A 16,529-nucleotide genomic window follows, 5' to 3' on the forward strand; every position below is an offset into this window, starting at 1 on the left:
CGAATCAGGCCCGGCGCTTGGCGCGGTAGCTGCGGTAGGTGTCGAGGATCACCGCGATGACGATCACCGCACCGGTGATGATGCGCTTGGTCGGCTCGCTGGCGCCGATCTGCGCCAGGCCTGCGGCCAGCACGGAAATGATCAGCACGCCAAAGAAGGTGCTGATCACCGAGCCACGGCCACCCATCAGGCTGGTGCCGCCGATCACCACCGCGGCGATCACCTGCAATTCCAGGCCAGAACCGGCATTCGGGTCGGCGGCTTCCAGGCGGGAAATCTGGAACAGTGCCGCCAGGCCGGCGAGCAGGCCCATCAGCGCGAACACCGAAATCTTGTAGGGCTTGGGGTTGATGCCGGCCAGACGTACCGCTTCCTCGTTGGTGCCGATGGCCACCAGGTAACGGCCGAACACGGTACGGGTCAGCAGCAGGTGCGCGGCAGCGATCACCAGCAAGGCGATCACGAAAGACGGCGAGATACCGGCTGCGAACGGCGTCGACAGCCAGGCGTAGGCATCGCCGATATAGGCGGTGCGCGAGTCGGTGAGCTGGTAGGCCAGGCCGCGGGCCATCTCCAGTACGCCGAGGGACACGATGAACGACGGAATGCCCCAGGCCACGGTGATGATCCCGGTGACGCTGCCAGCCAACGCCGCGCAGGCCATCCCCAGCAGCGCCGCGGGCAGGATGCCCCAGCCGAAGCCGAGGGTCGCCACGCTGACCACGGCAGCGGCCAGGGCCAGCACCGAACCGACGGACAGGTCGATGCCGCCAATGATCAGGATCAGTGTCATGCCCACCGCCAGCACCATCAGATCGGGGATCTGGTTGGCCAGGGTGGTGAAGGTCGAGTAGGACAGGAAATGGCTGCTCAGCGATGAGAACAGCACGATCATCGCCAGCAACGCGCCAGCCAGGCCGAGGTAGGTGCCCAGGCCCTGGTGCGTGCCACTGCGCTTGGTGGGCGTGGCGGACAGAGTGGTCATTGGCAAAGCTCCTGTAACGGGGGTGCGACATCGCCGATCAGGGCTTCGCGGCTGCGGTAGCCGGCAAAAGCGGCAGCCAGCAGACGATCCTGGCTCCAGTCGTCGCGGTCGAATGTTTCGATAAGGCGGCCAGCAGACAGCACGCCGATACGGTCGCAGATCAGCATCAGCTCACGCAGGTCACTGGACACCACCACGAGCGCCTTGCCCTGGCGGGCCAGCTCACCGAGCAGGCCGTAGATTTCGAACTTGGCGCCAACATCGATGCCGCGGGTCGGCTCGTCGAACAGCAGCACTTGGCAGTCGCGCTCCAGCCAGCGGCCGATGACCACCTTCTGCTGGTTGCCGCCGGACAATTCGGCAACCGCCTGGTGAGCGCCGTTGCAGCGAATGCGCATGGCGTCGATCTGCCGCTGCGCCAGTGCCTGCTCCGCTGCCGGGCGCATCACGCCATGCCTGGAAACGGCCGGCATATTGCCCAGCGCCAGGTTGGCGGCAATCGGCTGGCCGAGCAGCAGGCCTTCGCCCTTGCGGTCTTCGGTGATCAGGGCGATACCGTGGCCCACCGCTTCAGCCGGTGAACGCACGCGCACCGGCGCAGGCGGATTGCCGATGGCCACCTGGCCGCTGTCAGCCGGGTCGGCGCCATAGATCAGCCGCAACAATTCGGTACGGCCTGCGCCGATCAACCCGGAAATGCCATAGATCTCCCCTGCCCGCACGCTGAACGAAACATCGTCGACCTTGCCGCGGCGGCACAGATTGCTGACCTGCAGCAGCGGCGCACCCATCTGCCGTTCGCCCAGGTCGATGGCTTCACCGACCTCGCGGCCGACCATCAGGGTGACCAGCTCGTCGCTGCTGTAACGGTCGATGGGCTCCACGGCGACCAGTTGGCCGTCACGCAGCACGGCGACGCGCTGCGCCACCTTGGCCAGCTCTTCCAGGCGGTGGGAGATGTACACGATGGCCACACCGGCGTCGCGCAGGCGCTGGATCTGCTCGAACAGCAAACCGACTTCACGGGCAGTAAGCATCGCCGTGGGTTCGTCGAGCACCAGTACGCGGCAGTCACCAATCAGGTTTCGGGCAATCTCGACCATCTGCTGATGGCCAACGCCCAGCGCTGCCACCGGGGTATCCGGGTCGATGGCCTCCAGGCCGACCCGCGCCATGGCCTCGCGCGCCATCTCGCGCAGGCGGCCACGGGAAATCCAGCCGCCTCGGCTGGGCAGGTTGTCGAGAAACAGGTTCTCGGCCACGGTCAGCGTCGGCAGCAGGTTGAGCTCCTGCAACACCATGCGCACGCCGAGGCGCTCGGCCTCGCGGCGGCTGGCCGGGGCATAGGGCTGGCCGAGAAAGCTCAGGGAGCCGGTAGTCGGTTGTTCCAGCCCACAGAAAATCTTCGACAGGGTACTTTTACCGGCGCCGTTCTCGCCGGTCAGCGCCAGCACTTCACCGGCGCGCAGCTCCAGCTCGACCCCGCCCAGCACGGGCTGGACATAGGTCTTGCCGATATTGCGGGCGGCGAGAACGGTCTCGCCGGCCACTACCGCATGGGTCACGGCTTGGTCACGAGTTCGACCGGGGTTTCGATCACGCCGTCTTTGGCGCCGGTGGGCTCGCCCTTGACCAGCTTGAGCGCCGCTTCGATGCCGAACACCGCCTGGCGAGCGGCGAACTGGTCGGCGGTGGCGAGCACGCGACCGTCCTTGAGCATCGGCTTGATGGCGTTGATGTTGTCGTAACCGACAACCTGCACCTGGTCCTTCTTGCCGGCCGCGCGCACGGCAGAGACCGCGCCGAGGGCCATGCTGTCGTTGCCAGCCAGCAGCGCTTTCAGATCCGGGTACTCGTTGAGCATGGCCGAGGCCACCGCGTTGCCACGGTCGATTTCCCAGTTGCCCGACTGCACGCCGACGATCTTCATGCCGGCCGCCTCCATGGCGTCCTTGAAGCCCGCGGTGCGCTGCTGCGCGTTGGTGGTGGTGGAAACGCCCTCGATGATGCCGACTTCGTCACCAGCCTTGAGCTTGTTCTGGGCCAGGTATTCACCGACCAGGCGCGCGCCCTTGCGGTTGTCCGGGCCTACGAACGGCACGTCCAGGCCTTTGCTCTTCACCACGTCGGGGTCGAGACGGTTGTCGATATTGACGACCTTGATGCCGGCATCGCTGGCTTTCTTGATCACCGGCACCAGGGCCTTGGAGTCAGCCGGGGCGATCACCAGGGCATCGACCTTGGCAACGATCATCTGCTCGACGATACGGATCTGCGCCGAGGTGTCGGTCTCGTCCTTGATGCCGTTGGCGATCAATTCGAACTGGGCAGGGTTTTCTTTCTGGTAGGCCTTGGCGCCATCTTCCATGGTGCGGAAGAACTCGTTGGCGAGGGACTTCATCACCAGCGCAACGCGAGGCGTATCGCCTTCGGCGGCATGGGCACTGGAGAAACTGACAAGGGCAGCGGCGCCAAGGGCAATGGCGGCGCAGAGACGGGCAGGACGGAAACCGGACATGGGCGAACTCCGTAGTTATTGTCGTTGTTATAAATGCGCAAACGTTTGCGTGGGAATAAAATTATGAAATGGTTGGCGAATTGTCAAATGTTCGAGCATCGCAGCCCTGCTCCGCTGTAAGGCCCGAAATGCTCTACCGCGCTGGTTTGCTCAGCAAACTTTTCGCTACCATGGTCGGCGACTCATGCCGCCATGGTGGCGTGGAGTTGGGGCGCCGCGTCGCCCTCCATGGACATGTCTCGATCAAGGAATATCATCATGCTCAAACCCCTTCTGCTGGGCGTCGGCCTCGCCGCCCTGCTCGCTGGCTGCTCCAGCCACCCCACCCAACCACTGGACCAGCGCCTGCTTGGCGATTGGCAAGGCATGCGCGACAAGAATGGTCGGTGCCAATTCTTTGCCTGGAATTCGAGCTTCGGTGCCGACGGCCGCTTCAAGATCAGCTTCTTTGCCGATGAGCAGAGAACGCGCCCGATCCAGACCGAACAGGGCACCTGGACGGCCCACGGCGGCAAGAACCACCTGACCACCGATGGTGTTAAAACCACCGAGGTGTACGACTATCGCTTCGTCGATGCGAACACCGTCGAGTACGTCAACCTCAACGCCGACCCGACCGCCGATTGTCAGGCCGACTACCGCTTTACCGAGCACCGCGTCGGTCGCTGAAAGGCCGGGCGCTACCAGCCCATGTCGGCAGCGCCCACCGCGCCGCAAGGATGAAAGCCATGAAACACCTGATCGCATTGCTCGGTGCCGTCGCTCTGCTCGGCGGCTGCATGACACTCTCCGGCACCTACCAGCTTTCGCTGCAGGATGCTGACGGCCAGCCACTGGCCCGCAACATGACCATGGTCGCCGAAGGCAGTGGTATCTACACCGTGCGCAATGCGATGTGCTCGGCCCACCCTGGGGCCACGGTGATCATCCGTGATCTCAAAAGCGGCGAAGAGCTGAAGAGCGAAAGCCCGGACAAGTGCTGACGGGCAACGCGGTGGGTCATTCGATACCGATGCGGTATTCGACGGCCCGCCGCTCTTTCCCACCATGGGAAGAGGAAAACACTACCGAGTCCTCCCCCGCCTTGTCGCCCGCCAGATAGACGAAGCGGTCCAGCTTGGCAATATCCCCGTCGACCTTGTACTCACGCTTCCAGCGGCCCAGCCTGGGCGTGCTGCTACCCATTTTCTCCACTGGCACCCATAGGTTGATGCGCGTCTTGCGACCCTCTTCGCTGAGGTGATCGAGGATCACGCAGCGCTCGCCGGGTTTGACCCGCACCGGGATGACGAAATTGCCATGGGTCTGGTCGCGAACCGCCGCCGCCGTATCCACCTCGCAAGCCATGCTCTGCAGGCTGATCGACAGCAGCGCCGCTGCGCAGCATGCAGAGCGCTTCATGGGCTCACCACTTCGCTGGCTGCATAGCGCTGCGCCGGCTCGACGATCTGCTCCTGGGCGCTCACCAGCGGCAGATCCCGGGAGCCTTCGGCGGTGGCTCCTACCAGGGCGTACAGCGTAGCGGTGGCCAGCTCCAGGGCCTGGGGCAAGGCATGGCCGGACAGCAGCCGCGCCAGCAGGGTGGCCGAGAACACGTCGCCCATGCCGTTGGGCAGCGGATGCAGCGCAAGCCGCGGTGTGTTGACCAGCCAGGCGCCCTCGCCATTGACCGCCAGGGTGCACAGCTGATCGCCTGGAATGTCCGGGGTGGCCAGGCTGGTGATCACCACCACGTCCGGGCCGCGACCGCGCAGCTGACGCGCCACCCGCACCGCCTCGTCGACGCTGCCCAGCTTGCTGCCGGTCAGCAGCTCGAACTCGAACTGGTTGGGGGTGATGATATTGGCGCAGGGAATCGCCAGGTTGCGCAGGAAATCCGGGATCGCCGCATTGACGAACACGCCACGGCCGACATCGCCCATCACCGGGTCGCACAGGTAGCGCACGCCCGGGTTGTCACGGCGGATCTCGTCCACCGCCTCGAGAATCACCGCGCCGATGGCCGCATCGCCCAGGTAGCCGGACAGCACTGCCGAGACCCGGGACAGCGCACCGCGATCACGCAAGCCGGCGAGCACTTCACGGATATGCTCGGCATCGAATACCTGGCCGCGGAACTGGCCATAGCCGGTGTGGTTGGAAAACTGCACCGTATGCACCGGCAACACTTCGAAGCCCAGGCGCTGCAGCGGGAACACAGCAGCGTCGTTGCCGACATGGCCGAGGGCGACGTGGGACTGGATGGACAGCACCAGAGGTGGGGTGGTAGCGCTCATGGGAAGGCGGGATCCTGTCATGGACGGCGCGAGGCCAGTACCGGCATTATTCGCCAATCCCCCGGAGATTCCACGGCAAACGGGGTGCCCATGCGACACGTCGAGGAGTGCTCCCAATGACCGCCGATATACACGCCATCCAGGCCGATATCACCAGGCTGCAGGTCGATGCCATCGTCAATGCCGCCAACTCCTCGCTGCTTGGCGGCGGCGGCGTGGACGGCGCCATTCACCGCGCCGCGGGCGGTGAACTGCTGCACGAATGCCGGCTGCTCGGTGGCTGCCAGACTGGCGAGGCCAAGCGTACGGGGGGCTACCGATTGCCGGCCGCGTCCATCATTCATACCGTGGGGCCGGTCTGGCGTGGCGGCGATCAGGGTGAAGCCGCCCTGCTCGACGCCTGCTACCGCAACTCGCTGCGCGTAGCCGAGCAAAGCGGCGCCCGCTCCATCGCCTTTCCCAGCATCAGCACCGGCATCTATGGCTACCCCATCGAAGCGGCTGCGCGCCTGGCGGTGGCCACCGTTCGTGAAGCACTGGCTGAGCATCCGGGGATCGACAGCGTGCTGTTCTGCTGCTTCTCGGCCAGCGACCTGGCGGTTTACCAACAAGCCCTGGCCGAACAGCCGCGCTGAGTCAGCGCGGCAGCGGCGCCTCCTCCGGCACGATGCCCTGCTCACGCAGCGCCTGCCAGAAGTCTGCCGCAATGCTGGCCTGGAGCTGAGCCACGTACTGCGCGGGGCGAGCCGGTGTGGCGCTGCCGGGAATGACCGACTGCACCACCGGATGGGCCAGGCAGAATTGCAGCGCCGCCGCGCGGATATCGACCCCGAATCGTTCGCCCAGCAGGCGCAGTCGCTCGGTCTTGCGGCGCACCTCGTCAGGAATGCGGTCATATTCGAAGTGGTCACCGCCGGCCAGCACCCCCGAGTTGAACGGCCCGCCGACCACGATGCCGACGTCACGCGCGGCGCATTCGGGGAACAGCGTTTCCAGCGCCTCGCGATGGTCGAGCAGCGTATAGCGGCCTGCCAGCAGGAACAGGTCCGGGTCGGACTGTTCCAGGGCCAGGCGGCAGGGCTCGACCAGGTTCACGCCCAGCCCCCAGCCACCGATCATGCCCTCCTCGCGCATGCGCGTGAGCGCCACCGCGGCGCCCTGCATGGCCTCGGCGAAGTAGTCGCGCCACTTGGGGCCATGCTGGTCTTCGGAAACGTCGTGGATGAATACCACATCGAGCCGGTCCACGCCGAGGCGTTCCAGGCTGCTCTCGATCGAGCGTCGGGCACCGTCTGCCGAGTAATCGATCACCCGGCGGTTGGGCAACTCATGGGTGAAGGGCTTGGCGTTCTCGGGCTGCTCGGCTGGCTGCAACAGCCGGCCGACCTTGCTGCTCAGTACGAATTCGTCGCGCGACTTGCCGCTGAGGAATGCTCCGAAGCGTTGTTCCGATAACCCCGCGCCGTAATGGGGAGAGGTATCGTAATAGCGAATACCGGCCTGCCAGGCGGCGTCCAGGGTGGCCTGGGCCTGCTCGTCGGGCACCGCCTTGAACATGTTGCCGAGCGGCGCGCCACCGAAGCCGAGGGTTGGGAGCTGGATACGCATGCTGCCTCCTGATCGTGGGTGTGTCTGTTGGGGACAGACACCCACGGCCATTCGTTCGGCCTTTCCGCCCGGCAGCGGGCTCGACATGCAAGCGGTGCACTTGCCGAAAGGCCGCTCACGCCCTGTTCAGCGGCTCAGAACGCCAGCTTGTAGCCGATCACCATCAGCATGATCGCCAGGAACGGGCGCAGCAGGTTGTCGGACACACGCCCGGACAGGTGGCTGCCGAAGAAGATGCCCGGCAACGAGCCCAGCAGCAGGTAACCCAGCACCCCCCAGTCCAGGTTGCCGAGCCCGGCATGGCCCAGGCCGGCCACCAGGGTCAGGGGCACGGCGTGGGCGATCTCGGTGCCCACCAGGCGGCGCGTGACCATCAGCGGATAGAGCAGGAACAGCGCCACGGTACCGAGGGCGCCGGCACCGATGGAGGTCAGGGTGACCATGAAACCCAGCACCAGGCCGACCACCACGGTCAGCGCATTGAGGCGCCCGGGGCTGAAGTGGAAACCGTCCCCGGCATGGCGGCTGGCGAAGGCGAACAGCTGTTTCTTGAACAGGATCGCCGTGGCGGTGAGCAGCAGCACGATGCCCAGCGAATGTTTGATCAGCGCATTGGTGGCGTGCTGATCGCCTGGCAGCAGGGTCAGCGCCAGCAGGGTCAGCAAGGCGGCCGGCACGCTGCCGGCGGCCAGCCAGGCGGTCACCGACCAGTCGATATTGCGGTTGCGCTGGTGGACGAACACCCCGCCAGCCTTGGTGATCGCCGCGTACAGCAGGTCGGTGCCCACCGCCGCCGCAGGGCTGATGCCGAACCACAGCAGGATGGGCGTCATCAGCGAACCGCCGCCCACGCCCGTCATGCCCACGATAAAGCCAACCACCAGCCCCGCGACAACGAAGCCCAAACCGCCAAAATCCATACCTGCCCCAATTGCCGTTGTCGGCTCATTTTCGCCAGCCGCGCAGGATAACCACTTGAAGGGAAAGGACTTATACCGAATGTGCATTTGCTTATAACGCACACCGCCCTGGCCGGCCCGCATCCAACCGCCGCGGGCGAGAATCAACCTTCCCACGACCGGCGATGGCCGAAAGCAGACACTTACGCCTGGCTGTTTTCGACCTAGCTACATGACCTCGGATGCCGAGCGATCGCGTCAATCTCAATAAGGTAGCCGTGATGCAGTGCGGGGACCGGCACCACGGCACGAGCTGGGCGATGCTCACCCAGGCAGCGGGCATACCGCTTGTCCAGTTCCGGCCAATGTTCGATGCCAACGATGTACACGGTCACCTTCAACAGGTCACCCGGTTGACAGTTAGCCTGTGCCAGGATCGCCAATAAGTTATCGAGAGCAATCGAGGCCTGAACATCAAAACTCTGGTCGGCGCTATGGCTGCCATCCGCACGTACCGGCAGTTGCCCGGATATAAAGAGCATGCCTTGATAGCCAACTGCCTGAGCGTAATGACCGCCAGGAGCGGCTGCGGCGCAGGTGTGTATACGCTCCATGAGCATCGCATCCTCACCAGCCATTGAGGCGGCTCCAGGTGCGTACCTGGCCGCTGGTATCGCAGGCATGGTAATGGGGGAACTGAGCGCCAGTTGCGCAGGCATGGTTGGGAAGGATGCGCAGGCGACTGCCAATCGGAAACAGGGCAGCCAGATCCAGCCCGAGCTCGGGTTCGAAGGTGATAATCCCGTGCTCCTGATTTACACCGCCGAGCAGTGCTCCCTGAATACAATCACCCTCGATGGTGCAAACCTGGCCGTAGGCAAAGTCCCGGTTTTGCTTCTGTGTGCCGCGGTCACGGCTCATGGCCATCCAACCTGAATCCGTAATGACCCAGCCTTTCTCAACCTGATGGCCGATTATCGTGGTCAACACGCTCAGCGCCATTTCTTCGGGCTGACACACACCAATGTTGTGCATCACCAGATCGAAGAAAACGTACACCCCGGCACGCACTTCGGTGACTCCTTCCAAGTTGAGTGCCGACAGCGCCGTCGGAGTCGAGCCAACGCTAACCTGAGGGCACGGCAGGCCGGCTGCTCGAATTGCCTGCGCAGCGGCAACACAGGTGAATCTTTCCTGTTCGGCCAAGGCCTGCAAGGCTTGCAAGCTATGCATTTCATAGCTGGATCCTGCGTGGGTCATTACCCCGACCAGTTGCATACCACCGCCATACAGCACCTGGGCGACTTGCAGTAAGGCCGGATCATTGACCTTTAGCCCGGAGCGATGGCCGTCGCTGTCAATTTCAATCCATACTTCGAAGTGCTCATCGTGCTTTTGGCCGAAGTCGACGATGGCCTGCGCTCCCGACACGCTATCGGTAATGATCCCCAGCCGGCATCCTTGCCGTTTGAGCGCTAGGGCTTGGGGCAATTTTCCCGGCGCCATGGCCACGGCATAAAGCACATCGGCGATGCCATTCGCGAAGCAGTATTCGGCCTCCTTCAGTGTAGAAACCGTCACCCCCAAAGCACCGGCGGCCATCTGCGCTTCAATCACCTGCAGGCACTTACTGGTTTTTATATGCGGGCGCAGGCGTACGCCCAAGGTATCCATTCGCCCCTGCATGCGAAGGATATTGCGCTGCATGCGAGCCTCATCGAGGATCGCTGCGGGTGTTTCCAGGGTTTCAAGAGTGGCGAACATGGTCCGTAATCCAACGGTGGCTGTGGGGCCGACTCTACGCTGCACTCGTAAACCTGTGATTCAATAAAATGTCATTTATCTTTAAGTGAATCTGAATGATCGCTATTGAGGATTTGCGTCTAGCAGTAACCCTAGCCCGCTCTGAATCGCTGAGTGCCGCTGCCAGAGCGCTGAATGTGTCGCCGCCTGCTTTGTCCATGCGCCTGCGTAAACTCGAAGCGCAGCTCGGCGTTACTTTGGCTAATCGCGATTCCCGCCGCTTGAGCTTGACTGTCGAAGGCGAGCGCTTTGCACGGGAAGGAGCGTTGTTGCTGGAGCGACTGGAAGCGCTGCCAGAATCGTTCAAACAGTCCGACGACCAACTGGTAGGCGCCCTGCGCCTGGCAGCTCCCTTCGGTTATGGGCGACAGCGCTTGGCACCGCTGCTTGCGCGCTTCGCCAAATTGCATCCGCAGCTGCGCCTGCACCTGGACCTGCGCGAAACGCCCTGGCCGGATCGCCACGACAGTGATGCGGTGATCCATATCGGCCAGGTCAATGACAGCTCATGGGTTGCTCTGCCGCTGGCCCAGAACGAGCGTTGGTTATGTGCCAGCCCGGACTATTTGAGCCGCTACGGCACGCCGAAAGCACCGGATGAATTGACGAAGCATCGCTGCATCTGCATTCGGGAGAACGAGGAAGACGTCACTTTGTGGCACCTGCGCAAGCGCTCGGCGCGGCACACTATGCGCATCGAGCCGGAGCTGCAGACTAACGATGGGAGTGTTGCTCGACGCTGGGCAGAACTCGGCCTGGGTTTGGTACTACGCTCGCAATGGGATGTAACGGATGCGATTGCTCGGGGCACCTTGATAAGGGTGTTGGAGGACTGGAAGTTCGACATCGCACCCATCACTTTGCTGGTGCCCTCGCGAAAGAATCGCAGCCCCCGTATTCAGGCATTGATTAGTTTCTTGGAAGCATCACTGAAGGGGGCAGCTGGCGACGAAACACGCTTAGCCAGATAAGTCTCTAGCGCCATGGCCAACGCGTCGAAAGCCTGCCGGATACGGGGTAGGCGCCGTAAATCTCGGTGAGCGGCTATCCATACATCTACGTCAAAACCAAGAGCCTCTGGCAAAACGGGGATCAGCCGGTCACGCATTGCTATCTGGCTCGCACATACGCCTATACCAATACCCGCGCGCAGCACGGCTTGCTGCGCTAGATGATTGTCACTTCGCAATTGAAATCGCTGCTGCTCAAAGGGAAAACCCTGCGCGCTAAGCGTCTGGATGTCGGCGAGATTGCGGTCGGGGCCGATCATTGGCAGGCGAGCCAAATCATGCACGCAGGTGGGCATGCCATACCTGGCAATCAACTCGGGGGCGGCATACAACCCGATCTGAAGAGCACCCACGCGTCGTGTTATGACGTCTGATTCTGTTGGGCGCTGAGTGCGGACAGCGATGTCCGCTTCCTGTTGGGCAAGGGCTTCGAGGCGGTTGCTGACACTCAATTCGAAGGTCAGCTTCGGATGGGCAAGGCCGATAGGTTGTAGCAACGGTGGCAGAACCTCTATGCCCAGCAAATCGCTGCTGGTGATACGCACTGTACCGCCACCGTTTAGCGCTTCAGCTGAAGCTGCTCGGTTAAAGGCCTCGGCTGATAACGCCATGCTCTCCACGTGTGCTACCAGCTCGCGGGCTGTCTCGGTGGGGACCAAGCCAGCCGGAGATCGAGTGAACAAGTTGACACCCACCTGGCCTTCTAACAACTCGATACGGCGACGCGCGGTAGCCTGTGTTATTCCCAGTACTCGTGCGGCGCCGGACAAACTACCGGTGCGCAGGACTGCAAGGAATGCGCGCTGATTTTCCCAGTTCAAAGTCAGTGGGCTCATACATTCTCTACCTGTGGTTCAGCAAGTTTTGAGAGTTGGCTTCACCCCAGCGCAGCGTCATGCTCCGGGCATACCGGTCGACTCGTATAAAGGGGTGTTGCATGAAAATTACAGGCGGATGCCATTGTGGTGCGGTGCGCTATGAGGTCGCTATGGACGAGCTGCCGCTGACATACGCTTGTCATTGCCTCGATTGCCAGACAGCGAGTAGCAGCGCGTTTGGCCTGCATGCGCTAATGCCCGAGGAAACGTTGCAGATCAGTGGAAGGTTAACTAGCTATCGCTACGGAAATGCTGGTGTGGCTAGTAATCATCGGCTTTGTGCCGAATGCCATACACGTATTTACAACACCACCAATGCTGCTCCCGGCATGGTCGTATTACGTGCAGGTACTCTAGATGCAAGCAGCATGATCGAACCTTGCGCGCATATCTGGGTCAAGCGCAAGCAGCCGTGGCTGCAGCTTCCAATCGATATGCCTCAATGGCCAGAAAGCCCAACACCAGAAGCTTTCGCGCAAGCGTTAGCCCGCTCCCCTGTAACGGGTAGAGCGGCAAGAATGCCATGCAATTAGTCACATCAACAACGTTGACCTGAGAATGAGCCACGTATAGGTTAGCGGCATTCGAGCTTATCTAGTCGCTGCGCCACGAGGTTCACATGTCGGATCGCCAATACTTGAGCGAGGTTGTGGAGGCCGCTTATGCCGCCTTCTCCTCCCGCAATCCCCAGGGCCTACTTAAGTTGTGCACTAGTGACTGTCACTGGCAGGCGCCCGGACTTTCCGATCTCATGCCATGGGTCGGCGAGCACAGAGGCCATGCCGGCGTACTCGAGTTCGTACAGCTTTTAGACCAGCACTTGGACTTCATCACTTTCGCGGCCCAGTCTCTCATCGTCGATGAGGTGCAGGACCAAATAGTCGCAATCGGCGTTGCACGTTGCAGGGTCAAATCAACTGGACGCATTTACGTCAATCATTGGGCCCATCTCTTCACCTTCCGCGATGGGTTGATCAAGGGTTTCCGCGAGTACCCCGACACCGCTGCGCAGCTGGTTGCAATTCATCCCGCCCTTTCGGTTCTGGCCACTGCCCCAGAGGGAATTCATCATGACTGACTCGGTTACCTCGGGCCTTCTCGCGCTACGCGCGTTGATTCGCGGCGAGATCGCGCCATCCTCCATCGCCCAGACCATGGGGCTGACCGCGGTCGATGTTGAACCAGGTCGTATCGTCCTGGAGGCTCGCCCGGATGAGCGCCACCTCAATCCAGCGGGCGCGGTTCATGGCGGCTTCGCAGCGACCTGTCTGGACGGCGCGGCGGCGCTGGCGTTGTTTTCCACCCTGGAAGTCACGGCGGCTCACTCGACCGTCGACCTCAATGTCAAATACGTACGGCCCTTGAATGCGGGTGAAACCTATCACGTGCAGGGATGGGTGGTGGAGCGCACTCGTAGCCTGGCCATATGCGATGCACTACTGCTGAATTCGGCCGGCAAGCTGTGCGCCAAAGCCACAACGACATTCGTCATAAGGGGATAGCACGATGAAAGAGTTGATCGTGCGTGGTCCCGGTCGGCTGGTCTGGGAGGAAGCGCCTGCGCCCGGACTCGGGAGCGGTACCAGCGCACTGGTGAGGCCAATCGCGTCCGCGTCCTGCGACCTCGATCGCCGACTGATCGCAGGCATCACTCCTTTCAAGCCACCATTTGCGCTGGGCCATGAATGCGTAGCCGAGGTGCTGGAGGTAGGCGAAGAAGTCACTACGTTAACGCGTGGCGATCTGGTGTCCGTACCCTGGAAAATAGCCTGCGGCCAGTGTGCTCAATGTCTTGCGGGGCGGGCCACCGCGTGCACCACGGTGCCCCGTCACGCAGCATACGGTGTACCCGCCGGGGGACATTGGGGCGGGTTGTTCTCGGAAGTAGTCCACGTGCCCTTTGCGGATGCGATGCTCGTGAAGCTGCCGCCGGGATTGAATCCACTCGCCGTGGCCAGCGCGAGCGACAATCTGACGGATGCCTGGGTAGCAGCGAGTCGACCTATCGCAACACGCGACAAGGCTAGGGTTCTCGTCGTCGGAGGCACGGAAAGCCTCGGTGTATTGGCGGTGCAGATGGCGGTCGCGGCAGGTGCCGCTAGCGTTGACTACCTGGACGACAACGTTTACCGCCGCGACCTTGCTCTGCGCAGCGGGGCCAACGTAGAGCTAGATCCGGTTCTCGATGAGCATTATGACGTCGTCGTTTCCGCTACGCGTGATCATCGGGCATTGCATCGCGGTCTGTTGGCGCTGGCGCCGGGTGGGCATTGCTCATGTATTGGGATCATATTCGACGACCCCAAGATACCGCTCTTTGAGATGTACCTACGCGACGTCACACTTTCGGTAGGCGCCTGCAATGTTCGCCCCCACATTCCGAAGGTTTTTGATTTGGTACGCGGTGGGCATTGTGATCCGCTGTTGGTAAGCCCAACCGTAGTGACCTGCGAGGAGGCGACCGAAGCCTTGGTCCAACCGCTGGCAAAGTGCATCGTGGTTCGTGATCGCATTACTTGACGAGGTCAGTTGAGACGCTCGGCCAGTGACATCATTACCTTCCTCCAGGCGTCCTGGCCATCGGAGTCAACGCCTGCAAAAGCCTCCCGCAGGGCACGCCGCTCCAGTTCAGTGGCTTCCTGTTCCAGTGCCTGGCCGTGTTGGGTCAGCGACAGCAGTTTGTAGCGGTGACGATCCGGCTGACGGTTGTAGCAAACCAGATCGCGTTCGAATAGGTGTGCGAGAGGACGATGTGCCGCCTGCTTGCTAACCCCCAGTGTGGCGGCTAGATCGCCCACATTGATTTCATCGGCACGTGCGATGACATACAGCACTCGATGATGGACCCGGGAGAGGCCTTGCGCTTCTAGAAACCGATCAGCATCCACTGTCAGACCACGAAAACCGAAATGCAACAGCTCAAGAGAGTGATCGAGTGGATCCAGCGACTTCATATGAACAGAGGCCGAATTGATCTTTTTCTCTATGACCATGGAGCCTGCTCCCAATCTGAACTGCGGCGCAGCCTAAGTGCTTCGCCACCCTAGAACAACCCGAACAATCCCATAGCGAGTCAGATATGCGCCTTATACACGCAGCAGCATCACCCTTCGCCCGAAAAGTTCGCGTGCTGGCAGCCGAAGCCGGCCTCACGCCGCAGATACAACTTATTGATACGGCCGTTCTACCGATAGCTCTCAACGAGCGGGTCAATGCCCTAAATCCGCTCGGCAAAGTTCCGGTGCTAGAGATCGACAAGGGTGAAGTGCTGTTCGATAGCCGGGTTATATGTGAGTACCTAGACAGCCTACACGACCAGCCTCGACTTATCCCCTCCGAGCCCGCCGCCCGCTGGCGTGCGCTGCGAATAGCCGCACTGGCGGACGGTTTGATGGACGCCGCGCTTTTGGTTCGATATGAGCGAGCGGTTCGCCCGGCAGAATATCAATGGAGCGAGTGGGTGGAAGGCCAGATGAGTAAAGTTTACCGAGCGCTGGCGGCCCTCGAATCGAACGCAGACGAGCTAAGTAAAATGCCAAGCATCGCCCACATATCCGTAGCCTGCGCACTTGGGTATCTCGATTTTCGCTTTTCTGAGATCGGGTGGAGAGATAACCACCCTGAGTTGGCGAGGTTTCAAGAGTCCTTCGCGGCGCGCGAATCGATGCGAGCGACTATCCCCGGGTGAACCGGGGACGGTACGTGGGCTATCCCATACCAGGTCAGACTATGTAGCAGGGCCAACTCTGCTAGCTGTGATACTGCCAAGCTTGTGGGCGGCTTTTGGGTATCAGGCAAAGCCGTAGCGACATGCACGATAAACCACGCCGAAGGTAATCAGCACCAGCCCGGCCGCCGCCCAGGGCAGCCCCTGCGCGCCGACGCCATCGAGCAGCAAACCGCCACCGATTCCGCCACCGGCGATGCCCAGGTTCCAGGCCGTCACGCACACCGACTGCGCCACGTCGGCCTCCTCACCGGCAGCGCGCATCGATGCCGTTTGAAACAACGCCGGCACACCGCCGAACGCCAGTCCCCAGGCCGCCACGCCGGCATACACCAGCCAGGCCGAGGTATTGCAGAGCCCGAGCAACAGACAGGCAGCGGCCAGCAGCGCGGTGCTGAACAGGCTGAGCGAACGTAGCCGGCGATCTATCAAAAGACTGGTCAGCCAGATACCCGCCAGTGCGGCCAGGCCGAATACCAGCAGTACCCGGTCCACCTGTGCAGCCAAACCCGATGGCGCGAGATAGGCGGCGATGTAGGTGTAGAACAGGTTATGGGCCAGTACGTACAGCAGAATGGCAAGGGCCGTCATGCTCAATCACATACACCGCCCAGCCATTGTACTCAGCCTTCTCCAGGGCGCGGGCGATCACCGCCTTGGGCGGCGCGCAGGGCCGGGTGGAGAACAGCCCCTCGGCCGCCACTGCACTGAACAGGGCGTGGAAGCCATCGAGGTCGCCCGGGCGTATTCTGCGCGACTGCATAGTGATCTCTGCTGCTGGAAACAGGTGCATGCTAGAGGAAAGGACGAAGCGGCGCATCACTC

The 16,529-nt window shown here is 62.1% G+C and carries 22 protein-coding genes; 9 read left to right on the forward strand and 13 right to left on the reverse strand.

Features of this window, described 5'->3' with window-relative positions; all coding sequences use genetic code 11:
* Window positions 1-4: 4 nt before the first annotated feature.
* From SA190iCDA_RS16895 to SA190iCDA_RS16905, 3 genes are read right to left on the reverse strand one after another with little or no spacing between them, the layout of a single operon-like run.
* Window positions 5-985, reverse strand: coding sequence for an ABC transporter permease (locus SA190iCDA_RS16895; protein WP_070886523.1), 981 nt, complete (start codon window positions 983-985; stop codon window positions 5-7).
* On the reverse strand, window positions 982-2,535 hold the full coding sequence (locus tag SA190iCDA_RS16900; RefSeq protein ID WP_170833960.1) for a sugar ABC transporter ATP-binding protein: 1,554 nt from the start codon (window positions 2,533-2,535) through the stop codon (window positions 982-984). Before SA190iCDA_RS16900 ends, SA190iCDA_RS16895 begins: the two co-directional genes overlap by 4 nt.
* 11 nt (window positions 2,536-2,546) lie before the next feature.
* Entirely contained in the window at window positions 2,547-3,503 is a 957-nt protein-coding gene (locus SA190iCDA_RS16905) for a sugar ABC transporter substrate-binding protein (RefSeq protein ID WP_070886525.1), read from the reverse strand.
* A 258-nt stretch (window positions 3,504-3,761) separates the two neighbouring features.
* Here SA190iCDA_RS16905 and SA190iCDA_RS16910 point away from each other — a divergent pair, with 258 nt between their 5' ends.
* Window positions 3,762-4,172, forward strand: coding sequence for a hypothetical protein (locus tag SA190iCDA_RS16910; protein ID WP_070886526.1), 411 nt, complete (start codon window positions 3,762-3,764; stop codon window positions 4,170-4,172).
* Window positions 4,173-4,231: 59 nt separating this feature from the next.
* On the forward strand, window positions 4,232-4,486 hold the full coding sequence (locus SA190iCDA_RS16915) for a hypothetical protein (RefSeq protein WP_070886527.1): 255 nt from the start codon (window positions 4,232-4,234) through the stop codon (window positions 4,484-4,486).
* A 16-nt stretch (window positions 4,487-4,502) separates the two neighbouring features.
* Here the strand turns inward: SA190iCDA_RS16915 and SA190iCDA_RS16920 are convergent, their stop codons facing one another.
* Window positions 4,503-4,904 (reverse strand): hypothetical protein, encoded by a 402-nt coding sequence (locus SA190iCDA_RS16920; protein WP_070886528.1) that lies wholly within the window; start codon window positions 4,902-4,904, stop codon window positions 4,503-4,505.
* A complete protein-coding gene (pdxY, locus tag SA190iCDA_RS16925; RefSeq protein WP_070886529.1) occupies window positions 4,901-5,779 on the reverse strand; it encodes a pyridoxal kinase PdxY in 879 nt (292 codons plus the stop codon). The genes SA190iCDA_RS16920 and pdxY overlap by 4 nt, the downstream gene beginning before the upstream one ends.
* A gap of 116 nt (window positions 5,780-5,895) precedes the next feature.
* On the opposite strand from pdxY, the gene SA190iCDA_RS16930 reads away from it, so the two are divergent.
* Window positions 5,896-6,414 (forward strand): O-acetyl-ADP-ribose deacetylase, encoded by a 519-nt coding sequence (locus SA190iCDA_RS16930; RefSeq protein ID WP_070886530.1) that lies wholly within the window; start codon window positions 5,896-5,898, stop codon window positions 6,412-6,414.
* 1 nt (window position 6,415) lies between these two features.
* Here the strand turns inward: SA190iCDA_RS16930 and SA190iCDA_RS16935 are convergent, their stop codons facing one another.
* The 4 genes from SA190iCDA_RS16935 to SA190iCDA_RS16950 form a co-directional block, all read right to left on the reverse strand.
* Window positions 6,416-7,387 carry an aldo/keto reductase gene (locus SA190iCDA_RS16935; RefSeq protein ID WP_070886531.1) on the reverse strand — a complete coding sequence of 324 codons (972 nt, stop codon included), beginning with the start codon at window positions 7,385-7,387 and terminating at the stop codon, window positions 6,416-6,418.
* A gap of 134 nt (window positions 7,388-7,521) precedes the next feature.
* Entirely contained in the window at window positions 7,522-8,307 is a 786-nt protein-coding gene (locus SA190iCDA_RS16940; protein WP_070886532.1) for a sulfite exporter TauE/SafE family protein, read from the reverse strand.
* Between the two features lie 203 nt (window positions 8,308-8,510).
* The gene (locus SA190iCDA_RS16945) at window positions 8,511-8,924 is read right to left on the reverse strand and encodes a RidA family protein (protein WP_070886533.1); all 414 of its coding nucleotides are present in this window, start codon (window positions 8,922-8,924) and stop codon (window positions 8,511-8,513) included.
* Window positions 8,914-10,050, reverse strand: a complete 1,137-nt coding sequence (locus tag SA190iCDA_RS16950; RefSeq protein WP_070886534.1) for a DSD1 family PLP-dependent enzyme — start codon at window positions 10,048-10,050, stop codon at window positions 8,914-8,916. Before SA190iCDA_RS16950 ends, SA190iCDA_RS16945 begins: the two co-directional genes overlap by 11 nt.
* 95 nt (window positions 10,051-10,145) lie before the next feature.
* Between SA190iCDA_RS16950 and SA190iCDA_RS16955 the strand changes: the two genes are divergently transcribed.
* Window positions 10,146-11,060 (forward strand): LysR family transcriptional regulator, encoded by a 915-nt coding sequence (locus SA190iCDA_RS16955; RefSeq protein WP_083329819.1) that lies wholly within the window; start codon window positions 10,146-10,148, stop codon window positions 11,058-11,060.
* Here the strand turns inward: SA190iCDA_RS16955 and SA190iCDA_RS16960 are convergent.
* Window positions 10,988-11,935 carry a LysR family transcriptional regulator gene (locus tag SA190iCDA_RS16960; protein WP_070886536.1) on the reverse strand — a complete coding sequence of 316 codons (948 nt, stop codon included), beginning with the start codon at window positions 11,933-11,935 and terminating at the stop codon, window positions 10,988-10,990. The two genes, SA190iCDA_RS16955 and SA190iCDA_RS16960, sit on opposite strands and share 73 nt — an antisense overlap.
* Before the next feature lie 101 nt (window positions 11,936-12,036).
* Here SA190iCDA_RS16960 and SA190iCDA_RS16965 point away from each other — a divergent pair, with 101 nt between their 5' ends.
* From SA190iCDA_RS16965 to SA190iCDA_RS16980, 4 genes are all read left to right on the forward strand, one after another.
* Window positions 12,037-12,510: a GFA family protein gene (locus SA190iCDA_RS16965; protein ID WP_083329820.1), complete on the forward strand. Its 474-nt coding sequence runs from the start codon at window positions 12,037-12,039 to the stop codon at window positions 12,508-12,510.
* An 86-nt stretch (window positions 12,511-12,596) separates the two neighbouring features.
* Entirely contained in the window at window positions 12,597-13,055 is a 459-nt protein-coding gene (locus SA190iCDA_RS16970; protein WP_070886537.1) for a nuclear transport factor 2 family protein, read from the forward strand.
* Window positions 13,048-13,479 carry a PaaI family thioesterase gene (locus tag SA190iCDA_RS16975; protein ID WP_070886538.1) on the forward strand — a complete coding sequence of 144 codons (432 nt, stop codon included), beginning with the start codon at window positions 13,048-13,050 and terminating at the stop codon, window positions 13,477-13,479. Before SA190iCDA_RS16970 ends, SA190iCDA_RS16975 begins: the two co-directional genes overlap by 8 nt.
* 4 nt (window positions 13,480-13,483) lie before the next feature.
* Window positions 13,484-14,497 (forward strand): zinc-dependent alcohol dehydrogenase, encoded by a 1,014-nt coding sequence (locus tag SA190iCDA_RS16980; protein WP_070886539.1) that lies wholly within the window; start codon window positions 13,484-13,486, stop codon window positions 14,495-14,497.
* 5 nt (window positions 14,498-14,502) lie between these two features.
* On the opposite strand, the gene SA190iCDA_RS16985 is transcribed toward SA190iCDA_RS16980, so the two are convergent.
* Window positions 14,503-14,970, reverse strand: a complete 468-nt coding sequence (locus SA190iCDA_RS16985) for a MarR family winged helix-turn-helix transcriptional regulator (protein ID WP_070886540.1) — start codon at window positions 14,968-14,970, stop codon at window positions 14,503-14,505.
* A gap of 86 nt (window positions 14,971-15,056) precedes the next feature.
* Here SA190iCDA_RS16985 and SA190iCDA_RS16990 point away from each other — a divergent pair, with 86 nt between their 5' ends.
* Window positions 15,057-15,665 (forward strand): glutathione S-transferase N-terminal domain-containing protein, encoded by a 609-nt coding sequence (locus tag SA190iCDA_RS16990; RefSeq protein WP_070886541.1) that lies wholly within the window; start codon window positions 15,057-15,059, stop codon window positions 15,663-15,665.
* Window positions 15,666-15,767: 102 nt separating this feature from the next.
* Here the strand turns inward: SA190iCDA_RS16990 and SA190iCDA_RS16995 are convergent, their stop codons facing one another.
* Entirely contained in the window at window positions 15,768-16,295 is a 528-nt protein-coding gene (locus tag SA190iCDA_RS16995; RefSeq protein WP_070886542.1) for an MFS transporter, read from the reverse strand.
* Window positions 16,255-16,524 carry a hypothetical protein gene (locus SA190iCDA_RS17000; protein ID WP_170833954.1) on the reverse strand — a complete coding sequence of 90 codons (270 nt, stop codon included), beginning with the start codon at window positions 16,522-16,524 and terminating at the stop codon, window positions 16,255-16,257. The genes SA190iCDA_RS16995 and SA190iCDA_RS17000 overlap by 41 nt, the downstream gene beginning before the upstream one ends.
* Window positions 16,525-16,529: the final 5 nt, after the last annotated feature.

It is taken from the genome of Pseudomonas argentinensis, from assembly GCF_001839655.2.
Lineage (GTDB): Bacteria > Pseudomonadota > Gammaproteobacteria > Pseudomonadales > Pseudomonadaceae > Aquipseudomonas > Aquipseudomonas argentinensis_B.